Annotated in this window: 2 protein-coding genes, 3 tRNA genes and 2 pseudogenes; 2 read left to right on the forward strand and 5 right to left on the reverse strand. The window is 66.6% G+C overall.

Annotated features, from left to right (window positions below; genetic code table 11):
* Positions 1-66: 66 nt before the first annotated feature.
* The 5 genes and pseudogenes from C4301_RS09450 to C4301_RS09470 form a co-directional block, all read right to left on the reverse strand.
* A pseudogene (locus C4301_RS09450) lies at positions 67-1,281 on the reverse strand (DUF4127 family protein).
* 1 nt (position 1,282) lies between these two features.
* Positions 1,283-2,257 (reverse strand): thioredoxin-disulfide reductase, encoded by a 975-nt coding sequence (gene trxB / locus C4301_RS09455; RefSeq protein ID WP_352414827.1) that lies wholly within the window; start codon positions 2,255-2,257, stop codon positions 1,283-1,285.
* 85 nt (positions 2,258-2,342) lie between these two features.
* Positions 2,343-2,418 (reverse strand) — tRNA-Glu (locus tag C4301_RS09460).
* A gap of 22 nt (positions 2,419-2,440) precedes the next feature.
* A tRNA-Glu gene (locus C4301_RS09465) sits at positions 2,441-2,515 on the reverse strand.
* A 6-nt stretch (positions 2,516-2,521) separates the two neighbouring features.
* Positions 2,522-2,595: transfer RNA gene (locus tag C4301_RS09470), tRNA-Gln, on the reverse strand.
* 74 nt (positions 2,596-2,669) lie between these two features.
* Between C4301_RS09470 and C4301_RS09475 the strand changes: the two genes are divergently transcribed.
* Both C4301_RS09475 and C4301_RS09480 read left to right on the forward strand, forming a co-directional pair.
* The gene (locus C4301_RS09475) at positions 2,670-3,272 is read left to right on the forward strand and encodes a hypothetical protein (protein ID WP_352414828.1); all 603 of its coding nucleotides are present in this window, start codon (positions 2,670-2,672) and stop codon (positions 3,270-3,272) included.
* Positions 3,269-3,980: pseudogene (locus tag C4301_RS09480) on the forward strand (hypothetical protein); the annotation flags it as partial. The gene C4301_RS09475 and the pseudogene C4301_RS09480, both read left to right, overlap by 4 nt.

The raw sequence follows: 3,980 nt of genomic DNA on the forward strand, positions 1-3,980 counted from the left end.
ATCCCCCCATTGAAATAGGGGGCATTATAGCCCCCCAGACCCCCCTTTCTGTAAAGCGGGCCGGGCTCAGGGGGTCAAATCTACCCCAACCCGGGGGGGAAAGACCAGCCGGTAGGAAAACCCCGCTTCAAAGCTCCTTTTCCAGGGAAAGCGAACCCCTGAAGGAGGCGCCGACCGTCCAGCTCCACGCGTTCAAACTCCTTTCTCACCATAGAGGCCTCCTCGGGTAGGGGCTCCAAGAAGCGGGCCCTCACCCAGGGCCTACCCACCTCCCCCTACCAGTAGTGCAGGTAGCCCTCCGCCAGCCGGTTCAGCCGGGCCTCCCCCCGGAACAAGCCCGCTTGGGCCAAAGCGCTCCCCAGGTTGTTGGCCGGGGTGCCCCAGCCGGCGTAGGCGGCCAGCCGGGCGCAAAGGCCGAGGCCTAAAAGGCGCTCCATCAAGCGGGCATCCCCCCGGTTGACCCGGGAAAGGTCCGCCAGGGCCACCCTGTGCTCCCGCATCAGGGCCATGAGGTCTAAGGCCGCCCTTCTGGGGTCCAGCCCCCCGTAGACGTAAAGGACAAGGTCGGGCCGCTCCAGGGGTTCCAGGGCCGACGCGCTTTTCAAGACCCGATCCATCGTTTCTTTAAGGGAAAGGGCCTCATAGGGAGTACGGCGGTCCGGAAGCCCGGGGTCCTCGTAGACCACCTGCACCCGAAGCCCGGGCCGAAGGGCCCTAAGGAGGAGCACCTGGCCCGCCTCGTCCGCCCCGGGGCGGGTCGGATACGGAAGAGAAGATGCCTCTTTAGGAGCAGGGGAGTCCTTTAGGGCATCGTCCCAGACGGCCTCGAGGTAGACCCCCGAAAGCCCTGCCCAGCGTGCCAAAGCCCGGAGAACCCGTAGGTTCCGCACCCTCTGGCTCGCATCCCAGCGGGGCAAAACCCCAAAGAGGAAAAGATCCCCCCCCGTACCGCACCCGCCAGGCAAGCAGGGGGGTTAGCCTGGCCAGGGCGTCCTCGGGGGAAAGGGACTGGTGGCGGCTTTGGAGCAAGCCCCCGTAGGCCAAGGCATCCAGGCTAGCCACCAGCTTCTTCCCCGGCGTGGAGAGAAGCCAAGGACGAAGCCGGGGAAGATCCGCCCCCAAGGGCCCTTGGTACACCTCTTCGGGCGGGCAGACCGCCAGGCCCCAGGCGCAGGGGGCCCAGTTGGGCGGCCGGTCGTCCAGAGGGAGGTAGACCACCTGGGCCCGGGCGAAAAAGCCCCAGAGGCCAAAGAGGGCAAGGGCCCAGACCCTTAGGGGCATCTTAAGGGTGGACAGCTTCGCCCTTTTCCGCCAGATACCGCTCCGCCATCATCGCCGCCCGGGTGCCCGCCCCCACGCTGGTGGTGAGCTGGCGGTAGATGGGGTCGGCCACATCCCCCGCGGCAAAGACCCCCTCCACCGAGGTGAAGACCTCGTCCCGGACCGCCACGTACCCGTCCGGCCTAAGCTCGACAAAGCCCTTCAGGAAAGCGGTGTTCGGCTCGTGCCCGATGAAGACAAAGACCCCGTCCGTGGGGTAGACGTACTCCTCCCCGGTCTTCAGGTTCTTAAGCCGTACCCCAGTAACCTGCTCCTCCCCCAGGATCTCCGTGACCACATGGCTAAAGAGAAACCGCATCTTGGGGTTCTCGAAGGCGCGCTTCTGGGCCACCTTGTTGGCCCTAAGCTCGTCCCGCCGGTGGACCAGGGTGACCTTTTTGGCGAAGCGGGTAAGGAACAACCCCTCCTCCACCGCCGCGTCTCCCCCGCCCACCACCACCACCTCCTTGTCCCGGTAGAAGTAGCCATCGCAGGTGGCGCAGGTGGAAACCCCCCGGCCGTAAAACCTCTCCTCCCCGGGGACCCCCAGCTTCCTGGGGTTGGCCCCGGTGGCCAGGATGACCACCCGGGCCCAGTAGGTGCGCTCGTACCCCCGCACCAAAAACCCCTCGAGGGTCTTTTCAATCCCCTGGACCTCGTCCATGACCAGCCGGGCCCCGAACTTCTCCGCCTGCTGGAGCATCCGGGCGGCCAGCTCCCCCCCGGAGATCCCCTCGGGGAAGCCGGGGTAGTTCTCCACCTCGTCCGTCTGGGCGATCTGGCCACCGGGGAGGCCCTTTTCCACGATCAGTGTCCTCAGCTGGGCCCGGCCCGCGTAAATCCCTGCGGTGAGTCCTGCAGGCCCCCCACCCACGATGACCACATCGTAGGCCTCCTCCACCGGTGCGCCGCCCAGCCCCGTCAGAGAAAACTCCATGGTCGCCTCCCTTAAAACAGGATACCCCCCTTTATACCCAGGAAGGGTATCCGGGGCCAGTATAGCAGAAAGCGGCCCGAGCCGCTGGTGACCCCAGGGGGATTCGAACCCCCGTCTCGGCCTTGAGAGGGCCGTGTCCTAGGCCTCTAGACGATGGGGCCATGGGTGCGGCTCGGGTGCTTTTGGTGACCCCTGGGGGATTCGAACCCCCGCCGCCGCCTTGAAAGGGCGGTGACCTAACCACTAGTCGAAGGGGCCAGAAGATGGCTGGGGTGCGTGGACTCGAACCACGACCGGCGGATCCAGAGTCCGCTGTCCTGCCGTTAGACGACACCCCAGCGGCTCAAGCCCGATCCTCTCGGGCCAGGGCTTATGGTACACTTTAGAGGGCGGATTTGACAAGCCCTCGGCTATGGAAAGAGCGATAGAAGAAGCCTTAAGCAGGTACATGGCCGAGGCCGCGGCGAGAAACCTCCTCCGCCGCGCTTTGGCCTCGTACGCTCCGAAGGACTCCCAGCCCCAAGACCCTGGGGAGTGGGCGAAGTTCGTGGAAGGTCCCCTCTGGGAGCTCCTTAGGACCCACCTCCCCTTCCGGAGCATGCCCCCCGAGCTCAAGGCCCTGGCCGCCCGCCTGAGGGCAGAGGCCATCCCCCCAAGGGCGGAAGAGGTGGAGGCCTCCAAGGGGGAGCGCCTGGAGGAACCGGTGGACCTGGAGGACCCCAAGGCCCGGGCCGAGCTGGCCACGAGGCTCGCCCGGTTGCCTGGGGCGGTTGGGGTCTGGGTCCAGGGACAAACGGGGGCCGAGGTGCGGGCGGAAAAGCCCCTCGCCTTTCCAGCCGTGGCCCACAGACTCCTTTCCAGGTATGCTTCCTTTTACGTGGACCTCGAGGAGGGGCTTTTCTTGCTGAGAAGCCTAGGCCAGGGGCATGTGGCCCTCCTCGCCCGCAAGGAGGCCAACCTGGGCCAGCTCCTCCAGGTCTTGAGGCGGCTTTTTCCCAAGGAGGGAGAAGGATGAAGCGCGCACTGATTCTGAGCGTAATCGGGGTTCTGAGCTGGGCCTGGGCTGCGTCCTTGAGCGAGGTGTATGACCAGGTGGAGGAGGGCTTAAGCCGGGTGGGCCTGGAGCCAGGGGCAAGCGCCGCCTTGGACCAGGCGCAAGGCGCCCTCCGCCAGGGGGCAGACCTCCTCCCGCCGGTTCTCAGGGACGCCCTTCTGGTCAACCTCCAGGAGGCGCGCCAGGCCGTGGCCCAAAAAAGCCGGGTGGATCTGGAGGCCCGCCTCCTCCTCATCCGGCACCTCTTGGGAAAAGCCCTTTACGACGCCTTCTTTGAGGCCAAGGCCCAGGGGAAGGAAAAGGAGGCGGCCGCCCTCCTAAACCGGCTCAGGCGGGCGGTGGGCCTTCCCGAGGACCTGAGCGCCCGGGCCGAAGCGGAGAAGGACCTGCGCCTCCTTCGCCGCGCCCTCGAGGGGTGGTTCACGGAGGGAATGGCCCAGGCCCTGGCCCAGGGCCTGGGGGCGGCCTCGAGGCCTGAGGCCTTCCTGAGCGTGACCCGGGCGTACGCCCGCTACCTCATCGTTCAAGACAGCCCCCAAACCACCCTCAGGGCCCGGGACTTCGTCCATCTCCTCACCCTGATCTCCACCGGCCAACCCTTCCGGCCGGAAGCCCAGGCCCTTTTGGAGAAGGTGGCCGCCTGGCGGAAAGGGCTGCAAACCCCGGCCA

It is taken from the genome of Thermus sp. (genome assembly GCF_040290245.1).
GTDB lineage: Bacteria > Deinococcota > Deinococci > Deinococcales > Thermaceae > Thermus_A.

Bases quoted from the DNA above. Each gene is read 5' to 3' on its own strand.
- trxB (WP_352414827.1), bottom strand. From the start codon at position 2,257: ATGGAGTTTTCTCTGACGGGGCTGGGCGGCGCACCGGTGGAGGAGGCC.
- C4301_RS09475 (WP_352414828.1), top strand. From the start codon at position 2,670: ATGGAAAGAGCGATAGAAGAAGCCTTAAGCAGGTACATGGCCGAGGCC.